This is a genomic window from Bacillus paramycoides (assembly GCF_001884235.1).
Lineage (GTDB): Bacteria > Bacillota > Bacilli > Bacillales > Bacillaceae_G > Bacillus_A > Bacillus_A paramycoides.
On the sequence record NZ_MAOI01000050.1, the window covers coordinates 1 to 235 of the forward strand.

At 29.8% G+C, this 235-nt stretch carries 1 pseudogene; it reads right to left on the reverse strand.

The window, feature by feature from the left end:
- Positions 1-235 (reverse strand): annotated as a pseudogene (locus BAU28_RS08190) (RNA-guided endonuclease TnpB family protein); the annotation flags it as partial.

The following is a 235-nucleotide window of genomic DNA, read 5'->3' on the forward strand; positions in this document are numbered from 1 at the left end:
CTTCTTTTTATATTTGAACATACCAAATTGAGTAAGAGTAATAGAACGATATTCTTTAAAACTTTTCCTTTTTGAATAGCCAGCATCCTTTTTAAAGAACTTTTTATAGGCTTTTTCCAAGCGTGCAAACACTTCTTGAAGAGGTTGCGAAGGAACCTCTTTTAAGAAATGATATATCTTTTTATCAAGTTTTTGCTGATCTTGTAATTCATACCGTGTTAAGTCTTTTTTGTTT